Here is a 25,723-nt window from a genome sequence, read left to right as displayed (position 1 = left end):
CCGTCACGCGCTCACCCTCCACGCCGGCGCTCGACGGGCGAGGGCGCGCCCGGGACCCGGTACGCGCTCGCGCTCCGCGTCGGCGCGGTCCCCGGCCGTACGGCCCGCGCCGGTCCGCTCACTGCTTGCCCGCGCCCACCGGGTCCACGACGAGGAGGCCGGGCTTGTCGGCGCCCGCCTCGACGCTGAAGCCGACCGAGAGGTGCTGTGTGTGGGTCTCGTTGGGCGGCGTGACGTCGACGGCGTTGATGAAGACGCCGGAGTTGCCGCTCTTGCTCGGCGGGTAGTGCAGCGTGAAGCGGGTCGTGTCACCGGACTTGAGGTTGACGGCGGGCGCGGTCATGTCGCTGCGCTCGGCGCTGAGCGGCGCCCCGGCCTCGTCGGAGAGGATGTCGATCCCCGGGAAGCCCTTGAGCGAGCAGGCGTCGCCGCTCGTGTTGCGCATACTGACGACGAGGGTGCCCTCGCCCATGCCGTGCGCGGTGTCGAAGGCGAGGTTCTCGGTCTTGCAGGCCCCGGCGGTGATCCGGCCGCCGCCACTGCCCTCCGGCTCGTCGGCGTCGGCCGAGGAGCCGGAACCGGAGCCCGAGGAGGCGTTCGCGGAGCCGCCGGAGGTACCGGCCGCCTTGGCCCCGCCCGTGGCGCTGCCGTCGCCCTCGGAGGCCCCGCCGACGGACGCCTGCCCCGTGGCGGCGGACGAGGTCCCGCCCCCGGCGCTGCCGTCGGACCCGCCCCCGGCGTTGTCGTCGGAGCCGCCCCCGCAGGCGGTGAGGGAGAGCCCCGCGAGGAGCGCGACGGCGGCGAGGGGGAGCTTCTTGACCCGCATGAGACTTCCTTCGTTCGTTCGGTGCGCCATTGCGGTCAAGAGGACCACGAGACCGCCCCGGACCGTTCCCCCCGTCCCCCCTCTCGTACATCCCTGTGACACGCACCCCTCCCTGTGGCACGAACCCCCCCCCGTGACACGCACCGCGCATCACCACGGGCGCGACGCGACGGACCACCGAGGGCCCCGGGGGTCTTTCTTGAACAGGCGATCCAGATAGCCTACGGTGGAGCCATGGCAAGGACACGGGAGTTCGACACCGAGGCGGCGGTGGGCCGCGCCATGGAGTTGTTCTGGACGCGCGGGTACGAGGCCACCTCGGTGCGGGACCTGACCCGGGAGCTGGGGATCGGCCAGGGGTCCCTGTACGCCGCCTTCGGCGGCAAGGAGGGGCTGTACCAGGCCGCCCTGACGCACTACCGCACCACTCTCGCCGCCGCCGCCCTGCGCACGCTGGAGGAGGGGACGGACGCCCGGTCGGTGATCCGCTCCCTGCTGGTCGAGCGGGTCCGCATCGCCGTCGAGGGCGGCGGTCGTGGCTGCCTGGCGGTCAACGCCGCCTGCGAACGCCTCCCCGAGAGCCCCGAAGTCCGGCGCGCCGTACGGGACATGCAGGACGCCAGCCGGGACGCGCTCGCCGAGGTGCTGCGCGCCGCGAGGGAACGGGGCGAGATCGAGCCCCGCCACGACCCGAGGACGCTCGCCGCCTACCTCGTCACGTTCCTCAACGGACTTCTCGTCTCCGCCAAGGTCACCCCGGACACCCGCGCCCTCGAACCGCTCGTGGAGGTCGCCCTCGTCGCCCTCGGGTGAGTTTTTCACGGCTTGAATATGTAACGTACGATCCAGAAAGGACCGACACCATGTCCTCCGCACCCGTCCAGGACACCGCCGCCGCTCTCGGCGGCAGCCGCTGGAACACCTTCCCGGCGGCCGGTTCGCCCCTCACCGCCCACGCGTTCCTCGCCGCCATCGAGCCACTGCTCCAGGGCGTCATCGACGACAACGACCTCACCGCCGCCGACCGCGAGGTACTGGACGCGCAGATCCGCGCGACCCTCGCACTCGGCACCCGCGAAAGCTCCCTGCCGCTGGTCACCGGCCCGGACAGCGACGAGGGGGCGCGCGAACTGGCCGAACAAGCCGGGACGATCGGCCGGCGGCTCGCGGCCTGGGCCGGCGCGTCCCTGGAGCGGCTGCTCGGCGAGCGGCTGCCGCTGCCCGCAGGACCGCTCGTCGTCCGCAGCCACTGCTACGGGCACCTGCTCACCCCACCCGCCGTCGACCTCCTCATGGGCCGTCGCGGCGGGCCCGTCACGATGCGGCTCTACAACGAGTGGCTGCACCAAGTCGTCCTGCTCCGCGACGCCTTGCTGCCCTTCACCAACTGGCAGGACGTGCCGCTCCTGATCACGCCGACCGGCCTGCGGCACACCGAGGCGGCCCGTGACGCCTTTCTCACCGAGCTGCTGGTCCGCCGCGTCCGGCACTCCGCCGTTGTGGACTTCGCCCGCCAGGTCGTCACCGGCACCTCCGGCCCGGCCGGGTACGGCTTCGAGAACGCCGGAGGCAGCGCCCTGCCCGCCGTGCTCGACCAGCCGCCCCTGACCGCCCCGAGGCACCTGCTGACCTGGCGCCCGGCCGAGGCGGGGACGGACGGGGCCACCGCGACGTACGTGCCCGAGGCGGACGACTACTACGCCGCTCACCGCACCCTCGTCGAGGACCTGCCGCCCACGCCCGTCGCACGCGGACCGCTCACCGCCCGCACCCGCCCCGGCCCGCTCACCGAGGGCACCCGCACCGCCTCCGTCGAGGTCACCGACGACGACACCACCACCCGCGTCGACCTCGGCCAGGCCCTGCGCGGCCACCGCTACGCCCGACGCCCGGCGCCGGTCGCCCCCTCCGGCCCCGCGCCGGCACCCGTGGACCCCGCGCCCGCCGGTCCCGCCCCCGGGGCTGCCGCGGCTCCGCCCCGTACCGCCTCCGTCCGCGCCGCCCTCCGCGCCCCGGGGCTGGTGTGGACGCGCGCGGGCGACACGGCGCTCGACGCCACCGGCGAGGACGACCTCGTCGTCCTCGCCCTGCTCGGCCGCCTCTACCCGGAGAACGTCACCCTGCGCCCCGCCCCGCTCCCCGTCGCCCTTCCCGCCACCGGCCACACCGGCCCGAGCCGCCTGACCGCCCTCGTCACCCCGCCGCGCGCCGACTGACCCCCACCCCCGAACGGCGGCCCGCCTCCCCGCCCGCACACCCGCGCCCCCCACCCGGCCGCGCGGCCGGCGCCGAAAAGCGCTGGTCCGCGCAGCCCCCTCCCCGCCACACTCCCCATGCCGCCACTCCACCCGAACGAGATCCCCACGACCCCCGCCCTCGTCCGCGAACTGCTCGCCACGCAGATGCCGGAGTGGGCGGGGCTGCCGCTGCGGTACGCGGGGGCGGGGACCGACAACACGATGTACCGGCTGGGGGACGAGTACGTCGTACGGCTGCCGCGTACGCCCGAGGGATCGTCCGCGCGCGAGCTGACGTGGCTGCCCCGGCTCGCGCCGCACCTGAGCCACCGGGTGCCGGAACCCTTGCGCCACGGGGCGCCGACGGACCGATTCCCCGCCGAGTGGACGGTGTCGCGGTGGATCGAGGGCGCGGAGCCGGGCCCCGGGACGGTACGGGACTGGGCCGCCTTCGGCGCCGATCTGGCCACGTTCGTACGGGAGTTGCACGGCGCCCCGCTCATGGGCGCGCGGCGTGCGGACGGGCTGAGCTGGTACCGGGGCGGGCAGTTGCGGGGGATCGCGGCGCAGGCCGAGGCGGCGCTCGCCGGGTGCGCGGCGCTCGGAGACGCACTGGACCTGGACGTCACGGCGCTGCGCGAGGTGTGGAGGACGGCCCTCGCGCTGCCCGACGCCGAGGGCCCCGAGGGCTGGCTCCACGGCGACCTGCGCCCCGCGAACCTGCTGGTCGAGGACGGCAGGCTGCACGCGGTCCTCGACTTCGGCACCCTCTCCCTCGGCCTCCCCGACGCCGAGCACGCCCCCGTCTTCGACCTCCCGCCCGGGGCCCGCGCCGCCTACCGCGCAGCCCTCGCCCTGGACGACACGACCTGGACCCGTGCACGCGGCTGGGCCCTCGCGGTCGCGGCGCTGGCGGTCCCGTACTACTGGAACACGCTCCCGGACTTCGCGGCCGAGAGCGTGACGCGCCTCCGCAACGTCCTGGCCGACGCGGCCGGTACGGGTCCGGACGACCGGGCCCCCGACACGGCACATCCCGCGGCGGGAACGGTGGCGCCATGACCCCGTACCCACCGATCGGGTGCGCGACTCGGCGCGGGGCCGGACACCCGGACGGTTCACGTCCGTACGCAAGGGGCGATGGGTCCGGAGGGCCGGGGTGCGCAGGCGGGCGGGGGTTGCCTCCGTACAGGCGTGGCGGGTCGAGGCTGAGCGGCCTCGTGGCGCGGGCAGTCACCCCGCACGACCACGCACCCGACCAACACCCCTCATGGTGAGTGAGCACTCACCCACCACGACGCACCTCTCCAGCCCCGCACCATCCGTTGCCCCGAACAGACTCCCCCGCGCACGGCGGGCCGAGACCGCTCCGAGGGTTCCGCGACGCAATGAGCGCATGGCGACCGCACGCGGCTCGCGCACTCCCGGCGGGCACTCGGGGTGCGGGCGCGACGTACCCGCCCCGCTCCTTCGTCCCTTCGTCGTCGGCGAGGCGGCGGGCGGGCCGGACGGCGTGGGTGGGCGGCTGCCGCGCCCAGGCCCTCGCCCGTGCAGGTGGCCGACCGGGCGGCAAGCCTCCCTGGCGAAATCGCCCGCGCATCCCGCGGAGTCGCCCGTCCGTACGGCCCGCCGGAGGCCGGTGCCGTCGTCCGGAGGCCGGCTCTAGCGGAAGGCCGGCAGGTTGCGCGCGACCCAGTCGCCGAAGGGCCTGGCCGGGCGGCCGAGGAGGTTCCGTACGTCGGGGCTGATCGCCTGCTCGGCCGGGAGGGGGGCTCCGAGGACGTCCAAGGTGCCGTCGACGACCTCCTCGGGCATGAACCGGACCATGTGGGCGCGGGCCTGTGCGCGAGAGAGTTCCACGAAGGCGATGTCCTCTCCCAGGGCCTGAGAGATCACCGCGGCCTGTCGGCGCGGGCCGATGGCCTCGGGGCCGGTGAGTGTGTACGTACGGCCCGCGTGCCCCTCCTCGCACAAGGCGACCGCGGCGACCTCGGCGATGTCGGCCGGGTCGACGACGGGGAGGGCCACGTCGCCGAACGGGGCGGAGATCGTGCGCCGGGCGCGGACCGGCTCGGCCCACCCCAGGGCGTTGGAGGCGAAGCCACCCGGTCGCAGGATCGTGAAGTCCGCTCCGGACGCGCGCACGGCGGCCTCGAACTCGCGCAGGCGCGCGTGCGAGGAGGCTTCGGGGCGGGTCGAGCCGACCTGGGAGGAGAGCAGGACGATCCGTCCGACCCCCGCGTCCCGGGCCGCGCCGAGCAGGGCATCGGGGCTTTCGCCGTGAGCGTTGAGTTCCCCGCCCAGCAGGATGAAGAAGGCGTCGGCACCGCCGAGGACCGGCCGCATGCTCGCGCCGTTCCCGACATCGGCCCGTGCGTGCCTGATCCCGACCGCGAGCCCTTCGGGCCGGGGGCGCCGGGAGACGGCCACGACATCCCGGCCCGCCTCCGCCAGCAGGGGTACCAAGGTCCGTCCGATGGTGCCGGTCGCGCCTGTCACGACGATCATCGCGATCCCCTCGTATGAGTTAGTCGACTGACTTAGTCGGGACCGTAGCACGGCTCAACTGGATGTTGTCTATAGTCAGTTGGGTGACCAACTCAGCGAAGCCGCGCGCGCGGGCGGCGGACAAGCGGCGGCGGCTGACCACCGAGGCGGCCCGGCTGCTGCACGAGCGAGGCGTCGAGCGCACCAGGCTCGCGGACGTCGCCCAGGCGGCCGACGTTCCCCTCGGAAACGTCTACTACTACTTCAGGACCAAGGACGAGCTGGTCCTGGCCGCGCTCTCCGAGCACAGCGCGCACCTGGACGAACTCACCGGCAGACTGGACCGGTTGCCCGATCCCCGCGACCGTCTCAAGGCCCTGGTCGAGGCATGGGTGGACCAGCGCGAGGTCGCCGCCCGCCACGGCTGTCCCACCGGCACCCTGGCCGTCGAGCTCGACAAACGCGCCGACGGGACCCTCGACGCGGAGGCCGGCGCGGTGATGCGGCGCCTGCTGGAGTGGGCCGGGCAGCAGTTCCGCGCCCTGGGCCTGCCCGGACCGGACGACCTCGCGGTCACCCTCGTCGCCGCCTATCAGGGCATGTCGCTGCTGGCCAACGCCCTGCGCGACCCGGACATCATGGCCCGCCAGGGAGCCGGTCTCCTCCGCTGGCTCGATTCCCTCGGGGCCCCGGACGAGAGCGCCTGATCCGGGGAGCCGTCGGCCGGGCACCGGCCGGACACCGCCGGGCGCGGAGGCCCGGGGCGATCCGTCCGGCCGCGAGGCGGGCAGCGTTGTCGGACCCCGCCCGTACGCTGCCCGCATGACAGTCCCCGAACGTCCCGCGCTCTCCCTCGCCCCCTGGTCCGAAGGCGACGTGGATCTCCTCCGCGCGAGCAACACCGCCGCGATGACGGAACACCTCGGCGGTCCGGAGACGGAGGAACAGTTGCTCGCCCGGCACCGGCGCTACCTCGACCCGGACGCCAACGGGACGATGTTCCGGATCGTGCTGCTCCCGGGAGGGGAGGCCGTGGGGAGCACGGGGTTCTGGGAGCACGAGTGGGACGGGGAGGCGGCGTACGAGACGGGGTACGCGATCCTGCCGGAGTTCCAGGGGCGGGGCCTCGCGGTGGCGGCGACGCGGGCGGTCGCGGACGCGGCGCGCGCGGACGGTGCGCACCGCTACCTGTACGCGTTCCCGTCCGTCCACCACACCGCTTCGAACGCGGTGTGCCGCAAGGCGGGCTTCGAGCTGATCGGCGACTCCGAGTTCGAGTACCCGAAGGGAAACCTCATCCGCTCGCACGTGTGGCGCGCGGACCTCCGGGGCCAGGCCGGGCACTAGCGACGGCGCGCGGAGCGACGGCGGGCGCTGATCCGGGCGGGCCCTCGACGCGTAGGAGGCCGCGATGGCCGCGAGCGGTGCGCCCGCACGCCGTGACGAGCCGTGACGGCCCTGAGCCCGTGGTGGCGGACCCGGCAGGATGGGGCCCATGACTCTGCTCGGGATCGGGGACTTCGCGCGCGCAGTGCGGCTTTCGGCGAAGGCGTTGCGGCTCTATGACGAGAAGGGGCTTCTCGTGCCCGCGCGGGTCGATCCCGTGACCGGGTACCGGTACTACGCGGGGTCGCAGGTGGAACGGGCGCGGCTCATCGGGTGGTTGAGGCGGGTCGGGATGCCTCTCGGGCGGATCGGGGAGATCGTCGCGATGGAGCCCGGGGCCGCCGCGGAGGCCGTACGGGGGTGGTGGGGCGGGGTCGCCGCGGAGACGGCGGTGCGGGGGGAGCTGGCCGCCTTCGTCGCGGACTCGCTCGCGGGGGCGCCCCCGGGGCCCGCGCTCGCCTTGCGGTCGGCGGCGCTGAGCGATCGGGGGCTCGTACGGGGCGAGAACCAGGACGCCGTGCACGCCGGGGAGCGGCTGCTCGCGGTCGCGGACGGGTTCGGGGCGAGCGGGGCAAGGGCGAGCGCGGGGGCCGTGGCCGGTCTGCGGCGTTTCGCCGAGGGGCCCGATCCCGTGCCCGGCGCGCTCCTGGGCGCGCTCGCGGACGCCGTCGACGAGGCCGCCCGGCGGGTTCCCGCGCGGGCCGGGACCACGCTCACCGCGCTGCTCCCCGCCGGTCCGCGCCTCGCCCTCGTCCACGTCGGCGACTCGCGCGCGTACCTCCTGCGCGAGGGCTCGCTCTCCCGGCTCACGCGCGACCACACCCTCGTCCAGGCGCTGGCCGACGAGGGCCGCATCACGGAGCGGGAAGCGGCCTCGCACCCGCAACGGGCGCGGCTCGTCCGCGCTTTGACGCCCCCGGCCGCTCGCCCCGACCTCCAGCTCCGCACCCCGCGCACCGGTGACCGCTACCTCGTGTGCTCCGACGGGCTCACCACCACCGTCCCCGAGGCCGCGATCCTCCGCGCCCTGGACGAGAGCACGACCCCCGCCCACGCGGCCCGCACGCTCGTCACCCTGGCCAGGGCGGCGGGCGGCCCGGACAACGTGAGCTGCGTGGTCGCGGACGTCGCGGCAGACTGAGCGGCGCGGGCCGCGCTCACCGCGCGCACCCCGCCCCGCCCGTCACGGCGCACCCCTCACTCCCCCACGGTGTACCGCGCGCACTCCCGTACGACGTCCCCGAGGCTGCCCGTCTCCTCGTACACCGCGCGCTGCCGCCGCGCCCCGTTGCCCTCGCGCAGCAGGCGGGCCGTCTCGGCCTCCACCAGGTCGCGATCGCCGTTCTCCTTCAGGGCGTCGCCCGCGTGGGCGAGGAGCGCCTCGACGACCTCGCCGGGGGTGGCGGGGGTGTGGTGAACCGGGTGGAGGAGCTCCCCGTCGAGGCCGGAGCGGGCGGCCTGCCAGGAGGCGAGGCGCAGGACGGCGGTGGGCACGGGGGCGGGCGACACACGCCCGGCCGCCTCGTGGGCGGCCGTGTCGACGAGGGCCCGGCACAGGGCGGCGAGGAGCGCGGGGGTGCGCGCGTCCAGGCACACGTCGGCGACGCGGACCTCGACCGTGGGCCAGCGGTGCGAGAGGCGCGCGTCGAAGTAGACCATCCCCTTGTCGCGCAGCACGCCCGTCCCGAGCATCGCCCGCACCTGGGCGTCGTACGCCTCCGGGCTGCCCGCGATGTCGTACGGGCCCGCCGAGGGCCAGCGGTTCCACACGCGCGCGCGGTGGCTGCCGTAGGCGGTGTCCTTGCCCTGCCAGAAGGGCGAGTTGGCGCTCAGGGCGAGAAGCGTGGGGAGCCAGGGGCGGATGCGGTCCAGTACGGCGACGCCCTCCGCGTCCGAGCTGACGGAGACGTGCACGTGGCAGCCGCACGTGAGCTGCTCCTGGGCCAGGGCGCCGAACTTGTCCGTGACCCAGCGGTAGCGCTCGCCGTCGCTGACCTGCGGGCTCACCGGGAGCGGCGAGGTGGCGAGGGCGGCGACGCGCGCGCCCGCGCGGCGGGCGAGGGCGTCGGTGGTGACGCGCAGGCGCTTGATCTCCTCGGCGAGTTCACCGATGTCGGCGCGCGGGCTCGTCGCGAACTCGATCTGCTGGCCGTGCAGTTCGCTCTCGACCGAGTGGTCCCGGGGTGCCGCGTCGGCCGAGGCGAGCACTGCCGCCGCCCGCGCCTTCGGCTCCCCGGTCCCCTCGTCCACGAGCAGAAGTTCTTCCTCGACGCCGACCGTCCGCACCACGCACCACCTCTCCGCTGTCACACCCTGTGTTCCGTGACCACCGGATGCCCCGCGCGGGGCCTTTGAAGCGGCGGAGAGGCGGCGCACTCGGGTGAGGTGCGTCAGGCCGGGCTCAGCCCTCGCCCTGCCCGATGCTCCCCATCGGGCCGATCACGACGGCCTGTCCCTTGTCGCTGTCCGACACGGGCAGCGAGGGCTGGCCCGGCCAGGAGAGCTTCACGGAGTGGGTCTCGTCGGGCGGGGTGACGGTGAGGCCCGTGATGCGGACGCCCGAGCCGCCGGTCTTGTTGACCGGGTAGAGGACGGGGGCGTAGGTCTTCTCGCCCGGCTTGAGGACCACCGGGTGGTCCGGGACGGACGCCTTGATGCCGCGCTCGGCGGAGAGCGCGCCCGCGTTGGTGCTCAGGTCCGCGCCCGCGTAGGCGTTGAGGGAGCAGGAGGCGCTCCCGGTGTTCTCGAAGGTGATCGCGACGGTGGCCGGGTCGTCGTCGCCGATCGTGGCGTCCGAGGCGGAGATCTTCAGGTTGCTCGTGAGGCACTTGCCCGTCTTGGCGCTCGCGCCCCCGCCGGAGGACCCCGAGGAGCCCGCGGAGTCGGAGGAACCGGAGGAGCCGGAGGACGAGCCGGAGCCCGCGGAGGACGAGGAGTCGCCGGAACCGGTCGAGGCGGAGGGCTCCGCCGAGCCCTGCTCGTCCGCCGACGCCGAGGAGTCGGCGGCCGTGTTCCCCGCCGGGGCGGCCTTGTCGTCGCCGCCGTCGTCGCTCTGGCATGCGGTGAGCGTGAGACCGGTGAGGACGGCGAGGGTGGCGAGAGCGAGCTTGCGGGAGTGCATACGGTTTCCTCCGTCGAGCTGTGGGGGGTGCCATCAAGCGCTTACTTGTACGAGGACCCCGTGGCCGTCCCACCCGTTCCCGCCGCTTCCGCCTCGGAACGGCCTCGTGACAACCTCGCGACACTTGGCCGCACGCCCCCGCCCGCGCACCGCCGTCCGCACGCCCCCGTCCGCAAGCCCCCCCGCCCGCCGCCGCGCCCGGCTCCCCGCCCCCGCCTCACCGGCCCGTGCCCCGCTCCACCGGCGGAAGGGAGTTGAATGGGCCCATGACGACCGACGCGGCCAACATGCCGGACGACGCAGCAGCCATGCCCGACTGGGAGAAGCGGTTCCGCGCCCCCCGGGTCTCCCTCCCCGAGTGGGCCGAGGACGCCCCGGACCGCTCGCTGTTCGTCTCGAACGCCACCGGGACGTACGAGCTGTACGCCTGGGACCGGGCCACGGGGGCGCAGCGGCAGGTCACCGACCGCGAGAACGGGACGACGGACGGGACGCTGAGCCCGGACGGCGCGTGGATCTGGTGGTTCGACGACCACGACGGGGACGAGTTCGGGGTGTGGCGGCGCCAGCCGTTCGCCGGGGGCGAGGACGCCGAGGCGCTGCCCGGGGTCGCCGCCGCGTACTCGGCGGGGCTCGCCCTCGGGCGCGACGGGCGGACCGTCGTCGTGGGCAGTTCGAGCGACGAGCACGGCTCGCTCGTGCACGTCGTACGGGACGCGGGCGCGCCCGTCGAGGTGTACCGGCACCGCGAGTCGGCGGGCGTCGGGGACCTCTCGTACGACGGGAGCCTCCTCGTCGTCGAGCACACGGAGCACGGGGACGCGATGCACTCCGCGCTGCGGGTGCTGGAGCTGGGCGAGGGCGGCGAGGTCTCGCGCACGGTCGCGGAACTCGACGACACCGAGGGCGGGACGAAGGAACTCGGCCTCTCCGTCATGGGCTTCGCGCCGCTGGCCGGGGACGCGCGGCTCCTCGTCGGCACGCAGCGCGAGGGCCGCTGGCTGCCGATGATCTGGGACCCGCTCGCGGGCACGGAGACGGCGCTCGCGATCGACCTGCCGGGCGACGTCAGCGCCGACTGGTACGAGGACGCCTCGGCGCTCCTGATCGCGCACAGCCACGAGGCGCGCGGCGAGCTGTACCGCTACGACCTCGCGGCGCACCGCCTGGAGCGGATCGAGACCCCGCGCGGCACCGTCTCGGGCGCGGGCGCGCGTCCGGACGGCAGCGTCGAGTACCTGTGGTCCTCGGCGGCCGAGCCGCCCGTCGTCCGCTCCACGACGAGCGGCGTCGTCCTCGACCCGCCCGGCATGAAGGCCCCGGCCTCCGTGCCGGTCACGGACGCGTGGGTGGAGGGCCCCGGCGGGCGCGTGCACGCGCTCGTGCAGACCCCCGACGGGGAGGGCCCCTTCCCGACCGTCTTCGAGATCCACGGCGGCCCCACCTGGCACGACAGCGACGCCTTCGCCGCCGGGCCCGCCGCCTGGATCGACCACGGGTACGCGGTCGTGCGGGTCAACTACCGGGGCTCGACGGGGTACGGGCGCGCCTGGACGGACGCGCTCAAGCACCGGGTCGGGCTCATCGAGCTGGAGGACGTCGCGGCGGTGCGGGAGTGGGCGGTCGGCTCCGGGCTCGCGGACCCGGCGCGGCTGATCCTGTCGGGCGGCTCGTGGGGCGGGTACCTCACCCTGCTCGGGATCGGCACACAGCCGGGGGCGTGGGCGGCGGGGGTCGCGGCCGTGCCCGTCGCGGACTACGTGACGGCGTACCACGACGAGATGGAGGCGCTGAAGGCGATGGACCGCACGCTCTTCGGCGGCACGCCCGAGGAGCTGCCCGAGCGCTGGGCGGCGTCGAACCCGCTCACGTACGTGGACGACGTGCGCGCGCCCGTCTACGTCTCCGCCGGGGTCAACGACCCGCGCTGCCCCATCAAGCAGGTCGAGAACTACGTGGACCGGCTGGCGGCGCGGGAGCACCCGCACGAGGTCTACCGCTACGACGCGGGACACGGCTCGCTCGTCGTGGACGAGCGCGTGAAGCAGGTGCGGATGGAGCTGGACTTCGTCCGGCGGTACGTGCCGGGCGCCTGAGCCGCCGTGGTACGGGGGCGGGCGCCGGGCATCCCGGCCCGCCCCGTACCGTGGGGGTGTGTACCGGTTCCTGCTGACTCCCCGGTGGTGGGGAATCCACGTCTTCGTCCTCCTGGCGATCCCCTTCTGCGTCTTCATGGGGTCCTGGCAGCTGAGCCGCTTCGAGGACCGGGTGGACACGCACAAGGACGCCGAGGCCACGGCCGAGGCCCACGCCGACGGGGCGGCCCGGCCGCTCGCGAAGGTCCTGCCCGTCACGACCGAGACCTCCGGCGAGCGCACGCGCGCCACGGGCCGGTACGTCAAGCAGCTCCTCGTGCCCGACCGCGGGCTCGACGGGGCCGACGGCTACTACGTGCTCGGGCTCCTGCGGACCGGCGAGGACAAGGTCCTGCCCGTCGTCCGCGGCTGGCACGAGGGCCCCGCCCCGGCGAAGGCCCCCGCTGCCCCCACCGGCACCGTCACCGTGACGGGGGCGCTCCAGCCCTCGGAGGACGCGCGCAGCACGGGCGTCAACGCGAGCGGCGGCCTCCCGGCCGGTCAGGTCGGCATCATCGGCGCGGCCTCGCTCGTCAACCTCACCTCGTACGACGTGTACGACGGCTGGATCACGCTCGACCGCGCCGAGGCGGGCCTCACCCCGGTCCCGGCGAAGGCGCCGGAGGGCGGCGGCCTGGACCTCAAGGCGTTCCAGAACCTCGGCTACACGGGCGAGTGGTTCGTCTTCGCCGGCTTCGTGGTCTTCATGTGGTACCGCCTCGTACGCCGCGAGGCGGAGGCGCTGAGGGACGCCGCGCTGGGCATCGCGGCGGAGGAGGAGCCGGAACCGGAACCGGCGGGGGTCTGAGGGCGGGCCGTCCGGCCGCCTCCCCTCACGTCTCCTCGCGGGCCGACTCCTCCTGCTTCACGTTCGGGCGCAGGGCGTCTCCGCTCTCGCCCGGGTGGTGGGGATGCTCGCCCCCGACGTCCTTGGCGGCCTTCTCGGCCTCTTCCCGGATCTCCTGGGCCGCGGTACGGGGCTTCTTTCCGTCTCCGGGCTTCTCCTGCTTCGCGTCGTGCGGCACGTGGTGCTCCTTCCGCTCGTCGTCGCAGCCGGTCACCGTGGGGGTACCCGGCTCCCGCGCGATGACACATCCGCCCGGAACCCGCGCCTCCGCACCGTCTCCTACGCCTCCGCGCGCCACCCCATCCCCGGCACCACGAGCGGGCCGCCCGTCACCGGGTCGGGGACGACGACCGACTCCAGGCCGAAGACCTCGCGCACCAGGTCGGCCGTGATGATCTCCGCCGGGTCGCCCTGCGCGATGATGCGGCCCGCCTTCATCGCGATCAGGTGGTCGCCGTAGCGGACCGCCTGGTTGAGGTCGTGGAGGACCGCGACGACCGTGCGGGCCCGCTCGTGGTTGAGGCGGCGGACGAGGTCCAGGACCTCGACCTGGTGGGCCATGTCGAGGTACGTCGTGGGCTCGTCGAGCAGGAGCAGGTCCGTCTCCTGGGCGAGCGCCATCGCGATCCACACGCGCTGCCGCTGGCCGCCGGACAGCTCGTCGACGAGGCGTTCGGCGAGCTGGGCCGTGTCGGTGCGCTCCAGCGCCTCCGTCACCGCGCGCTCGTCGTCCTCGGACCACTGCCGCCACCACTTCTGGTGCGGCTGACGGCCGCGCGCGACGAGGTCGGCGACGGTGATGCCGTCCGGCGGCTGCGGGGTCTGCGGCAGGACGCCGATCGTGCGGGCCGTCTCCTTGCCGGGGGCGCGCGCGAGGTCGGCGCCGTCCAGCAGGACCGTGCCCGCGCGCGGTTTGAGGAGCCGGCCGAGCGCGCGCAGGAGCGTGGACTTCCCGCAGGCGTTGGGGCCCACGACGACGGTGACCTTCCCGTCGGGGATCTCGACGTCCAGGTCCTCGACGATGACGCGGCCCGTGTCGTAGCCGAGGCTCAGGCCGCGCGCCGCGAGACGGGTCGCGGGGGTGTCCACGACGGACGGAGCAGGGGGTCGGCTCACGAGGGAACACCTCCGGTACGGCCGCGGGTGCGGATGATCAGCCACATCAGGTACGGGGCGCCCACGGCCGCCGTGAGCACACCGACCGGCAGTTCGACAGGCGAGAAGAGGCGGCGGGCGAGCAGGTCGGCGACGGTCACGATGAATGCGCCGGTGAACGCCGCCGTGAGCAGCGGGATCTGCGCGGTACGGGTGAGCCGCCGCGCGATCTGCGGGGCGAGCAGCGCGACGAAGTCGACCGGGCCCGCGGCGCCCGTCGCGACCGAGGCGAGGACGACGCCGATCACGGTCAGCCCGAGGCGGGTACGGTTCAGGCTGATGCCGAGCGCGGTCGCCGTGTCGTCGTCGAAGGCGGCCCCGCGCTGGGCGCGCGCCGCCCACACGCTCGCGGGGACCGCCACGAGCAGCGTGACGACCAGCGGCCACGCCTCCTGGTAGCCGCGCCCGTTGAGCGAGCCCGTGAGCCACACCTTCGACTGCTGGGCGACGAGGTAGTCCCCCTTGGTCAGCAGGAGCTGGATGACCGAGCCGAGCGCGACCGAGACACCGATCCCGATGAGCACGAAGCGCGAGGAGTGCAGCCCGCCGCGCCACGCGCACACGTACACGAGGAGCGCCGCGGCGAGCCCGCCCGCGATGGACACGTACGGGAGCCGGTCGGCCGGGACGAGGCCGAAGCTCATCGCGGCGACGGTCGCGGCGCCCGCGCCGTGCGTGACGCCGATGACGTCGGGGCTCGCGAGCGGGTTGCGCGCGACGGTCTGCACGAGCGCGCCCGCGACCGCGAAGGCCGCGCCCGCGAGGAGCCCGAGCACGAGCCGGGGCAGGCGCAGCGTGCCCACGACCAGCTCCGCCTGGCTCGGCTGTCCGAGGACGACCCGTACGACCTCGCGTGGCGAGACCCAGGACTCGCCCCAGCACAGCGAGAGCACGACGGCGGCGGCGAGGAGCACGGCGAGCGCGGTCGCGACGAGGACGGTGCGGCGGTGGACGAGGAAGCTCGCGCCGCGGCGCCGGACGAGGAGGTGGCCGACGGGACGCAGGCCGGGGGGCCGGGTGGCCGCCGGGGCGGGCTTCCCGGCGGTCGCGGGAGTCGTGGGGCTCGTAGAACTCGTAGAACTCGTGGGGCTCGTGCTCATGACGAGACCGCCCCCTTGCGGCGCACCAGGACGATGAGGAAGGGCACGCCGATGAGCGCGGTCATGACGGCCACCGGGACCTCCGAGGGCGGGAAGAGGACGCGCCCGACGACGTCCGAGAGCAGGATCATCGCGGGCCCGAGGAGCGCCGCGAGCGGCAGTACCCAGCGGTGCGCCGTGCCGACGAGGGCGCGCGCGATGTGCGGGACGGCGAGGCCGGTGAAGGCGATCGGGCCCACGGCGGCGACGGCGGCCCCCGTGAGCACGGTCGCGCCGAGCGCGCCGAGGACGCGCAGGAGGCCGACGTGGTGGCCGAGGTTCTTCGCGGCGTCGTCGCCGAGCGCGAGCGCGTCGAGGCCGCGCGCCATGGCGAGGACGAGGACGGCCCCGGCGAGCAGGAAGGGCCAGATCTGGCCGATGATCTCGCTGCCGCGCCCGTTGAGCGAGCCGACCTGCCAGTAGCGGAACTCGTCGAGCGCGCGGGCGTTCGTCGTGACGATCCCGGAGGTGAAGGAGGCGAGCAGCGCGTTCATCGCGGCGCCCGCGAGCGCGAGCCGCACGGGGGACGCGCCGCCGCGCCCGCCGCTCGCGACCGCGTAGACGCCGACCGAGGCGAGCGCCGCGCCCGCGAAGGCGAACCACACGTAGCCGGTCAGGGTGTGCGCCCCCGCGAAGGCGATCGCGCACACGACCCCCACCGAGGCGCCCTGGCTCACGCCGAGGACGCCGGGCTCGGCGATCGGGTTGCGCGTGATGCCCTGCATGACGGTCCCGGCGAGCGCGAGGGCCGCCCCGGCGAGGATGCCGAGGACGGTGCGGGGCACGCGGAAGGCCCGGACGACCTGCGCGTCATCGCTCGTGCCGCCGTGCAGCAGCGCCGAGAAGACCTCGCCGGGGGCGACCTGACGGCTGCCCACGGCGAGGCTGAGGAGCACGGCGAGCAGCAGGATCAGCGCGCTCGCGAGCATCCAGGCGAGGCGGCGGCGGGTCGGGGGAACGGCGGCGCGGGGGGCCGGGCCCGTACGGAGGGCGGGGGCGCCGGTACCGGGTTCGGAAGAGCCGCTGCCGGGCTCGGAGGAGCCGGTACGGGGATCGGGCACCCCCGGTCGTGGGGCGCCCGCCCCGGTGCGTGGGGCAGGTGACCCCATGACGTCCTTCCCCTCGCGCTCGTCGCTCGCCGTCCGCCGGCCTCAGGCCGTCAGGTGCTTGTCGAGGTCGTCCAGCACGGCGTTCGCGGCCGTGACCCCGAGGCCCAGGTACCAGGTCTCGTCGGGGACGTCGAAGGCGTGCCCGTCCTTGACGGCCTTGAGGTTCTTCCACAGCGGGTTGCCCTGGGCCTTGGACTTGTCGGTGGCCTTCGGGTCGCCGTAGACGCCCGTGAAGATCCAGTCGGCGTCGGCCTTGTCGATGTTCTCGGCGCTGATCTCGGCGGCGAGGTCCGCGATGTCCTGGTTCTTCGGGCGCGGGATGCCGACGTCCTTGAGGATCGTGCCGATGAAGGAGTCGTTCGCGTAGAGGCGGATGACGCCGTCGGGCATGTAACGGACCATCGAGACGGTCGGCTTGTGGGCGCCGAGCTTGGCGCCGAGGGCCTTCGCGCGCTTGTCGTAGGCGGCGAGGTTCGCCTTCGCCTCGGCGGTCTTGTCGAGCGCGGCGGCGTTGAGGAGGTAGTTCTCCTTCCACGTGAACCCGGGGCGGATCGAAAAGACGGTCGGGGCGATCTTCGACAGCTCGTCGTAGGAGTTCGCGGCGCGGAGCTGGCTGCCGAGGATGAGGTCGGGCTTGAGCGCGGCGATGGCCTCCAGGTTGAGGCTGTTGATGGTGCCGATGTTCTCCGGCCTGCCCGCCTTGCCCTTGAGGTACGAGGGCAGCTCGGGCGAGCCCTCGGTGGGGGCGAGGCCCACGGGCTTGATGCCGAGCGAGACGACGTTGTCCAGCTCGCCGACGTCGAGGACGACGACGCGCTGGGGCGCGGACTTGATCTCGGTGCTGCCCATCGCGTGCTTGACGGTGCGCGGGAACTGCCCGGCCTTCGCGTCGGTGCCGAGCGCGGCGGTCTGCGCGGCGGCGTCGCCGAAGTCCTTGCCGCCCTGCGCGACGGACTTCGAGTCCTTCTTGCCCGCGGCGGCCGAGGAGTTGCCGCTCGCGCTCTTCCCGTCGCCGGAGTCGTCGCCGCCGCACGCCGTCAGGGACAGGGCGGCGACGACGGCGAGAGCCGCCGCGGCCGTGGAACGGCGCCGAAAAGACATGGGGGTTCCTTGCTGTGGTTCAACTGTCAACTAGGTAGGGAAGGCTTACCTTACGCCTTGCCACCTGCGGCGCCGGAGCGGGGCTCCCGCCGGAACGGGGCTCGGCAGCGGGCAAGGCCCGGTGGGGGGCGAGGCCCGGCGGCGGGGACGCCGGACCCTGGGGAGCGGCGGTTCCCCGCCCGCTACGCCGGCGTGATGGTCGTGAGCTGCGCCAGGAGCAGGAGCAGGCGGTACGCCTCGGCGTAGTCGGCGGAGGTGAAGGCGACTGTGCGGCCCTCGCCCTCGCGGCGCGAGACGCCGGGGACGAGGGTGGCGAGGTCGGCCGTGGTCGGCGAGGCGAGGTCCACCTCGACGGCGAGCGGGCCCCGGTGGGCCAGCGGCGGGACCTCCGCGCGCCGCGCGATCGCCTCGGCGGCGGCCCGGCGCAGCCGCTCCCCGGCCTCGTCCGGGTGGAGCGTGACGGCCGCGCCCAGGGCGAGGGCCTGCTTCACCGCGACGGTACGGGCCTCGGGGACCAGCGCGCGCAGTTCGGCGCACGCGGCGTCGTCGCCGCCGAGGAGCACGACGGGGACGCCGAGGTGCCCGGCCATCCCCGCGTTGAGGCCGATCTCGCCGAGGGAGCGCCCGCCGATCCGTACGTCGAGGAGGCCGTCCGTCATGGTGTGCGCGAGCACGGCGGGACCCCGGCCCGCGCGGGCGTGGTAGCCGACGAAGAGGACGGCGTCGGTGTCCGCGTCGAGACCGCCGAGCATCCCGAGCGGGCGCGGCTTGCCCCGTACCAGCCGGGCCCTGCGGTCGAGTTGCTCCGGGAGCAGGTTGCGGAAGGTGCCGTGCGCGTCGGCGACCCACACCTCGGCGTCCGGCTCGGCGTCGAGGACCCCGGCCACGACGCTGTTCGCCTCCGCCGTCATCGCGGCGCGGGCCCGCGCGTAGTCGTACCCCGCCGGGCTGGTCTCGGTGCCGTGCACGACCCCCGAGATCCCCTCCATGTCCACCGATACGAGTGCCTTCATGGAGAGGACCCTACGGGGGGCCGCCGCGCCCGGGGCCGCCGTGCGTCAGCCGTCCCTCAGCCGCCGTTCGCCGGGAGGAGGCCCGTGCGGTAGACCGTGCCGGGGCAGGACTCCGGGATCGTCGTGTTGGTGACGGGGCCGCCCGGGGCCGCGTTGTGGGTGACCTCGACCGTGCCGGTCGCGGGGGTGTCGTCGAGCGGGACGCTCCGGGTGAACTGGGTCGTGGTCTGGTCGAGCGCCGCCGAGTTGTCGGGCGTCGAGCCCGCGCCCGAGCCGCCGCTCTCGGCGGGGGGCTGGGACGTCTCGACCGGGGGCGGCGACGAGGGGTCGGGGTCGCCGGGGCCCTGCGTCGGTCCGCCGGTCGGACACGTGCTGTCCGGTACGAACGCGAACCGCACCTCGTACGACTGACCCGGGTCGAGCAGCAGCGCCCGCACCGACTGCGAGGTGCCGGGGAGTCCGCCGGCCGCGTCGCCGTCCTGGTGCTGGACGACGGGCACGGTCGTACGGGACGTGCCGCCCACGACCGCGACCTGCACCTGGCCCGGCGAGGTGACGGCACACTTCTCGCCGGAGATGTTCGCGACGCGGAAGCTGCCGTAGACGGTGCCGTCGGCGGCCGGGGTGCCCCGGTCGGCGGCAGCGTCGCCGAGCTGGGTGGGCTCGCAGCGGGGGGCCTCGGCGAGGACCGTACCGGCGGAGGAGTGCGTCTCCGGGTCCGGCGAACCGCTCGCGCCGCCCCGGTGCCCGCCGCTCGCGGAGGAGTGCGGCGACGCGCTCCGGCCGCCGCCCTCCACGTGCTCGGGGCTCTTGGGCCGCTTCGTCTCGGCCGAGGTCGGGGTGTGCGCGTCCTGGCTGCTGCCCGCCATCGCCGGGTCGGCCTCGTGGCCGGGCGCCGCCGCGACGTGGACGGCCGCGGGGATCGCCGTGCCGAGGAGGATCACGGCCGCCGCGACCCCGACGAGCGTCTGCCGCTTGCGGGCCCGGCGGGCGGGCACGGCGGCCTGGAGCCGGTCGAGCGTCCCCTCACCGGGCGCGAGCCCGTCCACCGCACCGTGGAACAACGCGCGCAATTCGTCCTCACCGAAGGAGGAATCGGGCGAAGCGGGGTCCGCGGGGGCGGAGTTCGGGGGGGTGGGGTCCGCGGGAGAGGAGTTCGCGCGGGTGGGGTCCGCGGGGGAGTCGTCGGAAGGGGACGCACCGGCCGGAGACCCGTCGGCTGAGGACGCGTCGGCCGGGGAGTCGTCGACCGAAGCCGCCTCCGCCCGGGACCTGCCCTCTGAGGACCCGTCCGCCGCCGGGGAATCCGCCGCCGAAGGACGCTCCGCCGCCCCCACGTCCGCCGATCCCGCACCCGCACCCGTCGAATCCACCGGTCCCGGTGCCGCCGCCCCCGGATCAGCCGCCACCGCGTCCGCCGGCCCGGCTTCCTCGGGAAGCGCCGGGATCTCCCGCGTCTCCCCCTCCCCCGGCGCCCCCGAAGCTCCTGCCGCCCCCGGTGTCCTGCCGCCGCTCACCGCCGCGCCCTTCTCATCCCGAGCCCCATCCCTCCGAGCCCCGTCCTTCCGGCCCGCGTCCCGCTGGGCCCCGTCCCGCCGTGTGCCGTCGCCCGCCGTCACGTCACGGCTCCCATCGCGACGCGCAGCGCGGCGATGCCGCGCGAGCCGTACGCCTTCACGGAGCCGACCGAGACGCCGAGCGTCTCGGCGACCTGCGCCTCCGTCATATCGGCGAAGTACCGCAGCACGAGCACCTCCCGCTGCCTGCGCTGGAGCCCGCGCATGGCCTTGATGAGGTCGTCCCGCTCCAGGAGGTCGTACGCCCCCTCCTCCGCGCTCGCCATGTCCGGCATCGGCTTCGAGAGGAGCTTGAGGCCGAGGATGCGGCGGCGCAGCGTGGACCGCGAGAGGTTCACGACGGTCTGGCGCAGGTAGGCGAGGGTCTTCTCGGGATCACGGACCCGCTTGCGCGCCGAGTGCACGCGGATGAACGCCTCCTGCACGACGTCCTCGCACGAGGCGGTGTCGTCCAGGAGGAGCGCGGCGAGGCCGAGCAGCGAGCGGTAGTGGGCGCGGTACGTCTCGGTGAGGTGGTCGACGGTCGTACCGACCGCCGGGGCCTCCGCGTCCGTCTCGTCAGCGGCCCGCTGCCGCGGAACGGAGGGCCTGGTCAGGGGCATCGGCGCGATCACCGGCATGGTGCCGGGGGCGCGGACCGGCCTGCGGCGTCCCGGGGGACGCAGCGGGAGGGGCGCCACGCGCGCCGTCGTGAATTCGAGAACCTCAGCCACGGTTGTTTGACACCGCTGACCCCCTCGGGGTTGTACGGCGATCCGAGACGCCGCGGACCGGCCCCTTCCGCCCCCCTCACCCTCACCCGCACCCGCTTCTTCCTCCCCGTGTCGGAACACCCCCGTGCTCGCGCCCCCGTGCGCCCCTCGCGTCGTGGGGACCGTGCGGCGTTCCTGGTGTGGGGGGAGACGTCGGGTCCACCGTGCGCGGTTGCGGGGGGACGGACTCGCATCGTCCGTTGTGGAGGCGAGGCGGCACAAGGGCGACCGGGGCACAGTTGCACACGGGAACATCACAAATTCGTCACAGCGGGCCCATATTTCGGGAGGAGGGGGACGTACGCCCCGCGCGCGCACGCCCCGCGTCTCCCCGCGCGTTCGCCCTGCACAGCCCCCGCTCACGCCCCGTCAGCGGGTCCCGTCAGCGGGTCCCGTCAGCGGGCTCCCACGACCAGCTCGGCGATCTGCACCGCGTTGAGCGCTCTTCCCTTGCGCACATTGTCGGCGCACACGAAGAAGTCGAGCGCGTGCGGGTCGTCGGCGTCCGCGCGCACGCGCCCGACCCACGCCGGATCGGTCCCCGCCGCGTCCACGGGCGTCGGGTACTCGCCGTGCTCGGGGTCGTCGATGAGGACGACACCGGGTGCCGTGGCGAGGATCTCGCGGGCACGCCCGGCCGAGACGGCGTGCTCGAAGCGGGCGTGGACGGTGAGCGAGTGGGTCGTGACGACGGGGACGCGCACGCAGGTCGCGGAGACGGGGAGCCCGGGGAGGCCGAGGACGCGGCGGGGCTCGTCGCGGAGCATCCGCTCGGTCGTGGTCCACCCGTCGGCGGCGTACGCGCCGGTCCAGGGCACGACGTTGAGCGCGACGGGGTCGGGGAAGGGCCCGCTGTCCCGGCCGAGCACGCGGCGTACGTCGCCCGGCGCCGTACCGGGGGCGGGGGTGCCCGCGCCGCTCGCGCGCCGTTCCTCGGCGACGAGCGTCCCGAGCTGGCCCCACAGGGCCTCGGTGCCCGCGCGTCCCGCCGCGCTGACGGCCTCGTACGTGGAGACGACGAGGCCCGTGAGGCAGAACTCGGCGTGCAGCGCGCCGAGCGCGACGATCATGGCGAGGGTCGTGCACTGGGGCGCGGCGACGATGCCGCGCGGCCTGGCGCGTACCGCGTGCGGGTTGACCTCGGGCACGACGAGCGGCACGTCGGGATCGGTGCGGAAGGCCGGGGAGGTGTCGACGACGACGGCGCCCGCCTCGACGGCGCGCGGCGCCCACTTCTCCGCGACGTCCTCGGGCACGAGGAAGAGCGCGAGGTCGACGCCGTCGAAGACGCCGGGCTCCAGCGCGTGGACCCGGTTGGGCGTGCCGCGCACGCTCAGGACGCGCCCGGCGGAGCGGGCGGAGGCGACGAGACGGATCTCGCCCCAGATGTCGGCGTGCTGGCTGAGGATGCCGAGAACGGCGCCACCGGCGATTCCGGTGGCGCCGACCACGGCGAGCACGGGCCGCCCGGTCACGGCACCTCCGTGCGTGCGCCGTGCGGCCCGTGCGGGTGGGTCATCGCCCGGTGCCCCCGTAGACCACGGCCTCGTCGCTGTCGCTGTCGAGACCGAAGGCGGTGTGCACGGCGCGTACCGCCTCGTTGACGTCGTCGGCGCGCGTCACGACCGAGATGCGGATCTCGGAGGTCGAGATCAGCTCGATGTTGACGTTCGCGCGGCTCAGCGCCTCGAAGAAGGTCGCCGTGACGCCCGGGTTGGTCTTCATGCCGGCGCCGACGAGGGAGATCTTCGCGATCTGGTCGTCGTAGCGCAGCGACTCGAAGGCGACGGTGGCCTTGAGCTTCTCCAGGGCGTCGACCGCCTTGCGGCCCTCGGACTTGGGGAGGGTGAAGGAGATGTCGGTGAGGCCCGTGGAGGCGGCGGAGACGTTCTGCACCACCATGTCGATGTTGACCTCGGCGCCCGCGATCGCGCGGAAGATCGCGGCGGCCTCGCCCGGCTTGTCCGGCACCCCGACGACGGTGATCTTCGCCTCGGAGGTGTCGTGCGCCACCCCGGAGATGAGTGCCTGCTCCATGGCTTCGTTCCCCTGCGTTCGGCCGACCCACGTGCCCTGGAGCCCCGAGAAGGAGGAGCGGACGTGGATCGGGATGTCGTACCGGCGGGCGTACTCCACGCAGCGGTGGAGCAGCACCTTCGACCCGGAGCTTGCCAGCTCCAGCATGTCCTCGTAGCCGATGTGGTCGATCTTGCGGGCCTTCTTCACCACCCGCGGGTCGGCGGTGAACACGCCGTCGACGTCCGTGTAGATCTCGCAGACTTCGGCGTCGAGCGCCGCCGCGAGCGCGACGGCGGTCGTGTCCGAGCCGCCGCGGCCCAGCGTGGTGATGTCCTTCTTCTCCTGGGACACGCCCTGGAAACCGGCCACGATGGCGATGTTGCCCTCGTCCACGGCCGTACGGATACGGCCGGGCGTGACGTCGATGATGCGCGCCTTGCCGTGGGAGCTGTCGGTGATCACCCCGGCCTGGCTGCCTGTGAAGGACTGCGCCTCGTGCCCCAGGTTTTTGATCGCCATGGCGAGCAGCGCCATGGAGATCCGCTCTCCCGCGGTCAGCAGCATGTCCATCTCGCGGCCGGGAGGCATCGGGGACACCTGTTCCGCGAGATCGATCAACTCGTCCGTCGTGTCACCCATCGCGGACACCACGACAACGACCTGATGGCCGTTCTTCTTGGCTTCCACGATCCGCTTGGCGACCCGCTTGATGCCTTCGGCATCGGCAACGGATGAGCCTCCGTACTTCTGCACGACAAGGCCCACGTGCGCGCTCCTCGATAGTCAGTCCTGCGATCGGCTCAGTTTAGCGAGCGGCCGGTTTTCGCCCGGTACGTATCGGCTGCTGAGACGTCCTGCACAGCCACCGAGCCGCACGCGGCACCCGGTGCCACTCCCTACCGACCTTGCCCAGGCCCGTGCGGGGCACTCGGATTGTGGGACAGGTCACGTGCGCGGCTCACTCCCGTACGAGGCGGGCGAGCGCGAGACGGGCCGGCGGCTCGTAGGCGAGGACGTACGGAGCGGGGCCCGCGAGCGCGAGGCGCGTCACCGAGCCGCCGCCGCGCAGCGCCCGTACGCCGTGTTCGAGGCGCAGCCGTACGGGCCCCAGCCGGACCACCCACGACCAGTCCGCGCCCGCCACTTGCTCCACGCGGAAGCGGACCCGTACCCCGAGCGGCCCGCGCACCGTCCCGGTGGCCCCGCTGGCGAGCCGTTCGCCCTCCGTCTCGACGCCCCGGATCTGCGGGGACCACTCGGGCCAGCGGGCGAAGTCGGCGTAGCGCTCGGCGACGAGGGCGGCGGAGGCGGGACCGGAGCGGTGCAGGGTGCGGCGCATGGGGCCACTATGAGGCCCGAGGCGCCACCCTCACGGAGCCCCTCCGGCGTTTGAGCGGGGTGTGGGGCGGAGCCCCACGAACGGGCCCGGGGCGGAGCCCCACGGGCCCCGCCCCGGCAAGCGCCGAACGGTCCCCCTAAAAGTTCCCCCTCCGCTCCTGCTCGCGCTCGATCGCCTCGAAAAGCGCCTGGAAGTTGCCCTTCCCGAACCCGAGGGACCCGTGCCGCTCGATCATCTCGAAGAACAGCGTCGGCCGGTCGCCGAGCGGCTTCGTGAAGATCTGGAGCAGATAGCCGTCCTCGTCGCGGTCCACGAGGATGCCGCGCTTCTGCAACTCCTCGATCGGCACCCGTACTTCACCGATGCGGGCGCGCAGCGCGGGGTCCTCGTAGTAGGAGTCGGGGGTGTCCAGGAACTCGACGCCCTCGGCGCGCATCGCGTCGACGGAGGCGATGATGTCGTTGGTCGCGAGCGCGAGGTGCTGGGCGCCCGCGCCCCCGTAGAACTCCAGGTACTCGTCGATCTGCGACTTCTTCTTGCCGGGCGCCGGCTCGTTGAGCGGGAACTTCACGCGGTGGTTGCCGTTGGCGACGACCTTGCTCATGAGCGCGGAGTACTCGGTGGCGATGTCGTCGCCGATGAACTCGGCCATGTTGGTGAAGCCCATGATGCGGTTGTAGAAGTCGACCCACTCGTCCATGCGGCCGAGTTCGACGTTGCCCACGACGTGGTCGAGCGCCTGGAAGACGCGCTTCGGCGCCCCGGGGCGCCGCACGTGGGTGGAGGTGCGGGCGACGTACCCGGGCAGGTACGGGCCGTGGTAGCCGGAGCGGTCCACGAGGCTGTGCCGCGTGTCGCCGTACGCGGCGATCGCGGCGACCCGCACGGTGCCGTGCTCGTCGGTGACGTCGTGCGGTTCTTCGAGCACGCGGGCGCCCTGCGCGCGGGCGTGGGCGACACAGCGGTCGACGTCCGGCACTTCGAGCGCGATGTCGGTGACGCCGTCGCCGTGCGCGCGCTGGTGGTCGGCGACGGGGCTCGCGGGGTCGACGGCACCGTTGAACACGAAGCGGATGGCGCCGCTGCGCAGCACGTACGAGTGGTGGTCGCGGTTGCCCGTCTCGGGCCCCGAGTACGCCTCCAGCTCCATGCCGTAGGCGGACTGGTAGTAGTGCGCGGCCTGGCTCGCGTTCCCGACCGCCCACACGATGGCGTCCCACCCGGTGACCGGGAACGGGTCGGCGTTGTCGTCGTACTCCACGAGCCCGACGAGCTTGCGCAGTTGGGGGAGGTCGAGTTCGGCCAGTCGTTCCTGGTCGGTGAGGGTGTCCTGGATGCTCATACGGGCCAGGACAGCCCCCGCGCGGGGGCCTCGGCAAGAGGACGCGCCCACGAGTGGGCACCCTGTTCACCTTGCCCAGTCGCCGGGGGTCGGGGACGGACAAAGTGTCCACTCAAACCTGCCGGACGTGTGCACTTA

The 25,723-nt window shown here is 74.3% G+C and carries 24 protein-coding genes; 8 read left to right on the top strand and 16 right to left on the bottom strand.

Annotation, left to right across the window (positions count from 1 at the left end; all coding sequences use genetic code 11):
* Positions 1-118: 118 nt before the first annotated feature.
* The gene (locus STTU_RS35905) at positions 119-826 is read right to left on the bottom strand and encodes a DUF4232 domain-containing protein (protein ID WP_043255507.1); all 708 of its coding nucleotides are present in this window, start codon (positions 824-826) and stop codon (positions 119-121) included.
* Between the two features lie 234 nt (positions 827-1,060).
* On the opposite strand from STTU_RS35905, the gene STTU_RS17410 reads away from it, so the two are divergent.
* From STTU_RS17410 to STTU_RS17400, 3 genes are all read left to right on the top strand, one after another.
* On the top strand, positions 1,061-1,639 hold the full coding sequence (locus STTU_RS17410) for a TetR/AcrR family transcriptional regulator (RefSeq protein WP_007825193.1): 579 nt from the start codon (positions 1,061-1,063) through the stop codon (positions 1,637-1,639).
* A gap of 50 nt (positions 1,640-1,689) precedes the next feature.
* The gene (locus tag STTU_RS17405) at positions 1,690-3,042 is read left to right on the top strand and encodes a hypothetical protein (RefSeq protein ID WP_007825192.1); all 1,353 of its coding nucleotides are present in this window, start codon (positions 1,690-1,692) and stop codon (positions 3,040-3,042) included.
* A 117-nt stretch (positions 3,043-3,159) separates the two neighbouring features.
* Entirely contained in the window at positions 3,160-4,125 is a 966-nt protein-coding gene (locus tag STTU_RS17400) for a phosphotransferase (RefSeq protein ID WP_007825190.1), read from the top strand.
* 600 nt (positions 4,126-4,725) lie between these two features.
* Here the strand turns inward: STTU_RS17400 and STTU_RS17395 are convergent.
* Entirely contained in the window at positions 4,726-5,571 is an 846-nt protein-coding gene (locus STTU_RS17395) for an NAD(P)H-binding protein (RefSeq protein ID WP_007825188.1), read from the bottom strand.
* Between the two features lie 83 nt (positions 5,572-5,654).
* On the opposite strand from STTU_RS17395, the gene STTU_RS17390 reads away from it, so the two are divergent.
* The 3 genes from STTU_RS17390 (at position 5,655) to STTU_RS17380 (ending at position 8,077) form a co-directional block, all read left to right on the top strand.
* Positions 5,655-6,257 (top strand): TetR/AcrR family transcriptional regulator, encoded by a 603-nt coding sequence (locus STTU_RS17390; RefSeq protein ID WP_007825186.1) that lies wholly within the window; start codon positions 5,655-5,657, stop codon positions 6,255-6,257.
* 115 nt (positions 6,258-6,372) lie between these two features.
* On the top strand, positions 6,373-6,897 hold the full coding sequence (locus tag STTU_RS17385; protein ID WP_007825185.1) for a GNAT family N-acetyltransferase: 525 nt from the start codon (positions 6,373-6,375) through the stop codon (positions 6,895-6,897).
* 148 nt (positions 6,898-7,045) lie between these two features.
* Positions 7,046-8,077, top strand: coding sequence for a MerR family transcriptional regulator (locus tag STTU_RS17380; protein ID WP_007825183.1), 1,032 nt, complete (start codon positions 7,046-7,048; stop codon positions 8,075-8,077).
* A 56-nt stretch (positions 8,078-8,133) separates the two neighbouring features.
* On the opposite strand, the gene STTU_RS17375 is transcribed toward STTU_RS17380, so the two are convergent.
* Together STTU_RS17375 and STTU_RS17370 are read right to left on the bottom strand one after the other, a co-directional pair.
* Positions 8,134-9,222, bottom strand: a complete 1,089-nt coding sequence (locus STTU_RS17375; RefSeq protein WP_043257504.1) for a glutamate--cysteine ligase — start codon at positions 9,220-9,222, stop codon at positions 8,134-8,136.
* A 115-nt stretch (positions 9,223-9,337) separates the two neighbouring features.
* Positions 9,338-10,057 (bottom strand): DUF4232 domain-containing protein, encoded by a 720-nt coding sequence (locus STTU_RS17370; protein ID WP_007825180.1) that lies wholly within the window; start codon positions 10,055-10,057, stop codon positions 9,338-9,340.
* A gap of 266 nt (positions 10,058-10,323) precedes the next feature.
* On the opposite strand from STTU_RS17370, the gene STTU_RS17365 reads away from it, so the two are divergent.
* Together STTU_RS17365 and STTU_RS17360 are read left to right on the top strand one after the other, a co-directional pair.
* Positions 10,324-12,153 (top strand): S9 family peptidase, encoded by a 1,830-nt coding sequence (locus STTU_RS17365; RefSeq protein WP_007825178.1) that lies wholly within the window; start codon positions 10,324-10,326, stop codon positions 12,151-12,153.
* Between the two features lie 58 nt (positions 12,154-12,211).
* Complete coding sequence (locus STTU_RS17360) at positions 12,212-13,000, top strand: SURF1 family protein (RefSeq protein WP_007825177.1); 789 nt, start codon at positions 12,212-12,214, stop codon at positions 12,998-13,000.
* A 25-nt stretch (positions 13,001-13,025) separates the two neighbouring features.
* Here the strand turns inward: STTU_RS17360 and STTU_RS17355 are convergent, their stop codons facing one another.
* The 12 genes from STTU_RS17355 to hppD form a co-directional block, all read right to left on the bottom strand.
* Positions 13,026-13,217, bottom strand: coding sequence for a hypothetical protein (locus STTU_RS17355; RefSeq protein WP_234019254.1), 192 nt, complete (start codon positions 13,215-13,217; stop codon positions 13,026-13,028).
* A gap of 101 nt (positions 13,218-13,318) precedes the next feature.
* On the bottom strand, positions 13,319-14,155 hold the full coding sequence (locus tag STTU_RS17350) for an ABC transporter ATP-binding protein (protein ID WP_106432151.1): 837 nt from the start codon (positions 14,153-14,155) through the stop codon (positions 13,319-13,321).
* Positions 14,152-15,294 carry a FecCD family ABC transporter permease gene (locus tag STTU_RS17345; protein WP_234019253.1) on the bottom strand — a complete coding sequence of 381 codons (1,143 nt, stop codon included), beginning with the start codon at positions 15,292-15,294 and terminating at the stop codon, positions 14,152-14,154. The genes STTU_RS17350 and STTU_RS17345 overlap by 4 nt, the downstream gene beginning before the upstream one ends.
* Positions 15,291-16,262, bottom strand: coding sequence for a FecCD family ABC transporter permease (locus STTU_RS17340; RefSeq protein WP_037934934.1), 972 nt, complete (start codon positions 16,260-16,262; stop codon positions 15,291-15,293). The genes STTU_RS17345 and STTU_RS17340 overlap by 4 nt, the downstream gene beginning before the upstream one ends.
* A 222-nt stretch (positions 16,263-16,484) precedes the next feature.
* Positions 16,485-17,543, bottom strand: coding sequence for an ABC transporter substrate-binding protein (locus STTU_RS17335; RefSeq protein WP_007825167.1), 1,059 nt, complete (start codon positions 17,541-17,543; stop codon positions 16,485-16,487).
* Between the two features lie 182 nt (positions 17,544-17,725).
* Positions 17,726-18,556: a M55 family metallopeptidase gene (locus STTU_RS17330; RefSeq protein ID WP_043255505.1), complete on the bottom strand. Its 831-nt coding sequence runs from the start codon at positions 18,554-18,556 to the stop codon at positions 17,726-17,728.
* A 56-nt stretch (positions 18,557-18,612) separates the two neighbouring features.
* Positions 18,613-19,620, bottom strand: a complete 1,008-nt coding sequence (locus STTU_RS17325) for a hypothetical protein (protein ID WP_043257500.1) — start codon at positions 19,618-19,620, stop codon at positions 18,613-18,615.
* A 551-nt stretch (positions 19,621-20,171) separates the two neighbouring features.
* On the bottom strand, positions 20,172-20,846 hold the full coding sequence (locus STTU_RS17320) for a SigE family RNA polymerase sigma factor (protein WP_007825162.1): 675 nt from the start codon (positions 20,844-20,846) through the stop codon (positions 20,172-20,174).
* 434 nt (positions 20,847-21,280) lie between these two features.
* Positions 21,281-22,360, bottom strand: coding sequence for an aspartate-semialdehyde dehydrogenase (locus STTU_RS17315; protein WP_007825160.1), 1,080 nt, complete (start codon positions 22,358-22,360; stop codon positions 21,281-21,283).
* Between the two features lie 40 nt (positions 22,361-22,400).
* Positions 22,401-23,669 carry an aspartate kinase gene (locus tag STTU_RS17310; protein ID WP_007825158.1) on the bottom strand — a complete coding sequence of 423 codons (1,269 nt, stop codon included), beginning with the start codon at positions 23,667-23,669 and terminating at the stop codon, positions 22,401-22,403.
* A 193-nt stretch (positions 23,670-23,862) separates the two neighbouring features.
* A complete protein-coding gene (locus tag STTU_RS17305; protein WP_007825154.1) occupies positions 23,863-24,243 on the bottom strand; it encodes an SRPBCC family protein in 381 nt (126 codons plus the stop codon).
* A gap of 136 nt (positions 24,244-24,379) precedes the next feature.
* Positions 24,380-25,585, bottom strand: a complete 1,206-nt coding sequence (gene hppD / locus STTU_RS17300) for a 4-hydroxyphenylpyruvate dioxygenase (RefSeq protein ID WP_007825153.1) — start codon at positions 25,583-25,585, stop codon at positions 24,380-24,382.
* Positions 25,586-25,723 lie beyond the last annotated feature (138 nt).

Origin of the sequence: Streptomyces sp. Tu6071 (genome assembly GCF_000213055.1) — a bacterium.
In the GTDB taxonomy this organism is placed as follows: domain Bacteria; phylum Actinomycetota; class Actinomycetes; order Streptomycetales; family Streptomycetaceae; genus Streptomyces; species Streptomyces evansiae.
The sequence above is the reverse complement of the archived record's forward strand: the minus strand, read 5'-3'. Positions and strand labels throughout refer to the sequence as shown.